The organism is Rhizobacter sp. P3_B12, assembly GCF_056402895.1.
The window spans coordinates 1-4,937 of sequence record NZ_JBFUGN010000439.1 but is presented as its reverse complement, the minus strand read 5'-3'; the positions used below and the strand labels follow the sequence as shown (position 1 = coordinate 4,937).

The window sequence follows — 4,937 nt, the reverse complement described above, 5'->3', positions numbered from 1 at the left end:
CGTTGAATTCTATCTGTTGACTTGTAGCGGATGGGTTCGCCGTAGCTGAGCTTCAGCGGGCCCACCGGCGACACCCAGCTCAGCCCGATGCCGGCCGACGCCCGCATGCTCTCCCACGTGGGCGTCTCGTTCTCGCCCCACACGTTGCCGGCATCGACGTAGCCGAAGATGCGCAGCGTGCGGTCGTTGCCCGAGCCCRGCACCGGCAGGTACAGCTCGCTGTTGATGTTCAGCCGCTTCGGGCCGCCGCTGTACGAGCCGACCACGTCGACCGGCCCGAGCGAGCCCTGGTCGAACGCGCGCACCGTGCCGAGACCGCCGCCGTAGAAGTTCTTGAAGATCGGGTAGCGCTGGCCGTTCAGGCCCCGGCCCCAGCCGAGCTCGGAGTTGAACGCCAGGGTGTACTTCTTCGTGATCGGGATGTACTGCTGGTACTGCAGGTTGCTGCGGACGTAGCGCGTGTCGCCGGCCGCCCCCCACTCGATGTTGACGCGCTTGAAGCTGCCGTCGTTGGGYACCAGCGCGCTGTCGCGCAGGTCGCGCGACCAGCCGATCGTCAGCGGCACCGAGGTGCTCGCATCGCCATAGCGCAGGCGGTACAGGAAGTAGTTGTTCGGCAGCGAACTCGCGCCGCGGATCTCGGTGCGCTCGATGCCGATGCCGAAGAACACCGTGTCGTATTCGCTGAACGGCACGCCGAAGCGGATCGACGCGCCCGGCGTCACCAGCTGGTAGTCCTCGCCCTGGCTGTTCAGCGGCTTGACGGTGCGGTAGTACAGGTCGACCGCGCGCGAGATGCCGTCGATCGTGAAGTACGGGTCGACCGCGCTCAGGTCGAGCGTGCGGCTCGAGCGGCTGGTGTTCAGCTCGATGCCGAGGTAGTTGCCCGAGCCGAACACGTTGTCCTGCCGGATCGAGGCGTTCAGCGCCAGCCGGTCGGCGCTCGAGAAGCCGGCGCCGACGATCAGGTTGCCGGTCGGCTTTTCCTTCACCGTCAGCGTCAGGTCGACCTGGTCCTGCGAACCGGGCACCTCGTTCGTCTCGACGTTGACCTCGCTGAAGTAGCCCAGCCGGTCCACCCGGTCGCGCGACAGCTTGATGCGGCGCCCGTCGTACCACGACGATTCGAACTGCCGGAACTCGCGGCGCACCACCTCGTCGCGGGTGCGGCTGTTGCCGGCGACGTTGACGCGGCGCACGTACACGCGGCGCTGCGGATCGCCCACCAGCGTCAGCACGACCTGGCCGGTCGCGCGGTCGATGTCGGTGCGCGGCTCGACGCGGGCGAAGGCGTAGCCGAAGCTGCCGAAGCGCTCGGTGAAGGCCTTGGTCGTCTCGGCCACCGACTCGGCGCGGTAGGCCTCGCCCGGCTTCACCTTGACGAGCGTCTTGAAGTCTTCTTCCTTGCCGAGGTACTCGCCCTCGAGCTTGACCGCCGTCACCGTGTAGGGCTGGCCCTCCTTGATGTTGACGGTGATCGTGATGTCCTGCTTGTCGGCCGAGATCGCGACCTGGGTCGACTCGACCTGGAACTCCAGGTAGCCGCGGTTCAGGTAGTACGAGCGCAGCGTCTCCAGGTCGGCCGTCAGCTTGGCGCGCGAGTAGCGGTCGGCCTTGGTGTACCAGCTCAGCCAGCCGCCGTCGTTCAGGTCGAACAGGCCGAGCAGCGTGCTTTCGGAGAATGCATGGCTGCCGAGGATGCGGATCTCGCTGATGCGCGCGGCCGAGCCTTCGGTGATCGTGAAGGTCACGTTGACGCGGTTGCGTTCCTGCGGGGTGACGGTGGTCACGACCTCGGCGCCGTACAGGCTGCGCGTCAGGTACTGGCGCTTGAGCTCCTGCTCGGCGCGGTCGGCCAGCGCCTTGTCGAAGGGCAGGCCCTCGCCGATGCCGAAATCCTTCAGCGACTTGGTCAGCGTGTCCTTGTCGAACTCGCGCAGGCCGACGAAGTCGATGTTCGCGATGACCGAGCGCTCCTCGACGATCACGACGACGACGTTGCCGTCGATCTCGATGCGCACGTCCTTGAACAGGCCGGTGGCGAACAGCGCGCGCAGCGCCGCCGCGCCCTTCTCGTCGTTGTAGGTGTCGCCGATGCGAAACGGCAGCGAGGCGAACACCGTGCCGGCATCCGACCGTTGCAGGCCCTCGACGCGGATGTCTTTCAACTCGAAGGGGGTGACCGCCCAGGCCGATCCTGCATGCAATGCCGCCGCCAGCGCGATGCTGAGGACGGTGGGACGCAGGGAACGGGGGTGGACGGGGAGGAACTGCAGAACGAGGGGATTGCGCATTCGGTGATCAGTGCAGGCCCAACTGCCGGGCCACATCGTTGTAGAGAGCGAGYGACATCATCAAGAGCATGATCGCCACCCCGCCCCGCTGCAGCCGCTCAAGCCACACGTCCGAGAGAGGCTGCCCCGTCACCGCTTCGAAAAGATAATACATCAGGTGTCCCCCGTCGAGGATCGGTAGCGGCAGCAGGTTCAGCACGCCGAGGCTCACGCTGACCGCGGCGATGAACATCAGGAAATAGACCGGGCCGAGCTGGATCGACTTGCCGGCGTAGTCGGCGATCGTGATGGGGCCGCTCAGGTTCTTCAGCGAGGCCTGGCCGACCAGCATGCGGCCGAGCATCCTGATCGTCAGCACCGACGAATCCCAGGTGCGCTGCACCGCCTGCGTCATGCCGCCCCACAGTCCGTAGCGGACCGTCACCATCTCGTAGGACGCGGCGATGCCGGCCTCGATGCGGCCGACGCGGCGCCCGCCATCCACCGCGACCGCCGGGCGCACGCTCAGCGTGAGCACCTGGGTGCCGCGCTGCACCCGCCACGGCACGGCCTTCGATTCGCCGTCGGCGCCATTGGCGCGGATCAGCTGCAGCATGCGGTTGGCGTCGGGCACCGGCACGCCATCGATGTCGAGCACGCGGTCGCCGCGGCGCAGGCCGGCCGTGTCGCCGGCGCCGCCCGGCGTCAACGGCCCGAGCACCGCGGCGCTCAGCGCGCTGACGCCGATGCGGTCCAGCGTCTGCGGCGTCACGTCGTAGGTGTCCAGCGTGTCGACGTCCAGCGTCACCGCGCGCGAGCCGTGCCCGCGTGCATCGGCCACCATCAGCTGCAGCTTCTCGGTGCGCAGCAGGGCCTGCGTGAGCTGCCAGCTCAGGTCGTTCATCGACTGCACGTCGTCCCACTCGCTGCCGTCGCGCGAGATGGCCGACACGGTGTCGCCGGCATGCAGCCCGGCGCGCTCGGCGAGGCTGCCGACCGGCGGCGTCGCGAGCACGGCCCGGGGTTCGTCCACGCCGACCCAGTGCGCCGCCGAATAGAACAGCACGGCCAGCAGCAGGTTGGCGATCGGCCCGGCCGCGACCACCGCGGCGCGCTGCCACAGCGGCTTGCGGTTGAAGGCCTGCGACTGCTCGCCCGGCGCCACCGGGCCTTCGCGCTCGTCGAGCATCTTCACGTAGCCGCCCAGCGGCAGCACCGACAGCACGAATTCGGTGCTGTCGGGCGTGCGCTGGTGGCGCCACAGCACGCGGCCGAAGCCGATCGAGAAGCGCAGCACCTTGACGCCGCAGGCGCGCGCCACGCTGTAGTGGCCGTACTCGTGGATGACGATCAGGATCCCGAGCGTCACGACGAAGCCGATGATAGACGCGGCGTTCATGCGCGCATCTCCGCCACGCGGGCCCGGGCGACGCGCCGCGCCTGCTCGTCGAGCGCGATCAACCCGTCGAGCGAGCGGCAGGCGTCGCGTTCGGGGGTCATGGCGTCGAGGGTGCTGACATTGACGCTGTGAATCTGATCGAAGCGGATGGTTCCTGCCAGAAATGAAGCGACACCAATCTCGTTGGCGGCGTTGAGGATCGCGGTGCTGCCCTCGGGCCCGCGCAGCGTGTCCCAAGCGAGTTTCAGGCCCGGGTAGCGCACGAAGTCGGCCTCCTCGAAGCTCAGCGCCGACATCTGCAGGAAATCGAGCTGCGAGGCGCCCGACTCGATGCGCTCGGGGAACGACAGGCTGTAGGCGATCGGCACGCGCATGTCGGGCGTACCGAGCTGGGCCAGCACCGAGTTGTCGCGCAGCACCACCATCGAATGGATCACGCTCTGCGGGTGCAGCACGACGCGGATCTGCTGCGGCGCCAGGTCGAACAGCCAGCGCGCCTCGATGACCTCGAGCGCCTTGTTCATCATCGTCGCCGAGTCGACCGAGATCTTGCGGCCCATCACCCAGTTGGGGTGCGCGCAGGCCTCGTCGGGCGTCACGCTGTGCAACGTGGCCGGGTCGCGGCGGCGGAACGGCCCGCCCGAGGCGGTGAGCAGCAGGTGGTCGATGCGCTGCGGCCAGGTGCTGCGGTCTTCGGGCAGGCACTGGAAGATCGCCGAATGCTCGCTGTCGACCGGCAGCAAGGTGGCGCCGCCGGTGCGCACCGCGTCCATGAAGAACGCCCCGCCGACGACCAGCGCCTCCTTGTTGGCCAGCAGCAGCCGCTTGCCGGCGCGCGCCGCGGCCAGGCACGACGGCAGCCCGGCGGCACCGACGATCGCGGCCATCACGCTGTCGACCTCGGGGTGGGCGGCGACCTGGTCCAGCGCGGCCTCTCCTTCGAGCACTTCGGTGGCGGCGCCGGCCTCGCGCAACGCGGCGCGCAGGCGCTTCGCGTGCGCCGGATCCGTCATCACCGCGAAGCGGGGCTTCCATTGCAGGCACTGCGCGAGCAGTTCGTCGCTGCGGCTGTGCGCCGACAGCGCGAACACCTCGAAGCGCCCGGGATGGCGCGCCAGCACGTCGAGCGTGCTGCTGCCGACGCTGCCGGTGGAGCCGAGGATGCACACCCGCTGGCGGGGAGACGAGACTTCTGACATCGGTGGGCCTGGCAAGAAGGTGGCGTGGCGCAGGGGTGCGGCCGGAGGGTGCCGGGGTGCCGCTAC

General features: G+C 68.8%; 3 protein-coding genes. All 3 read right to left on the bottom strand.

Annotated elements, in window-relative coordinates; all coding sequences use genetic code 11:
* Positions 1 to 2,294, bottom strand: a 2,294-nt coding sequence (gene bamA, locus AC1D01_RS20650; RefSeq protein WP_477869575.1) for an outer membrane protein assembly factor BamA, incomplete at its 3' end; no start/stop codon positions are given.
* A gap of 7 nt (positions 2,295 to 2,301) precedes the next feature.
* Positions 2,302 to 3,672 carry an RIP metalloprotease RseP gene (gene rseP, locus AC1D01_RS20645; protein ID WP_477869573.1) on the bottom strand — a complete coding sequence of 457 codons (1,371 nt, stop codon included), beginning with the start codon at positions 3,670 to 3,672 and terminating at the stop codon, positions 2,302 to 2,304.
* Positions 3,669 to 4,871: a 1-deoxy-D-xylulose-5-phosphate reductoisomerase gene (gene ispC / locus AC1D01_RS20640; protein ID WP_477869571.1), complete on the bottom strand. Its 1,203-nt coding sequence runs from the start codon at positions 4,869 to 4,871 to the stop codon at positions 3,669 to 3,671. Before ispC ends, rseP begins: the two co-directional genes overlap by 4 nt.
* Between the last annotated feature and the right edge of the window lie 66 nt (positions 4,872 to 4,937).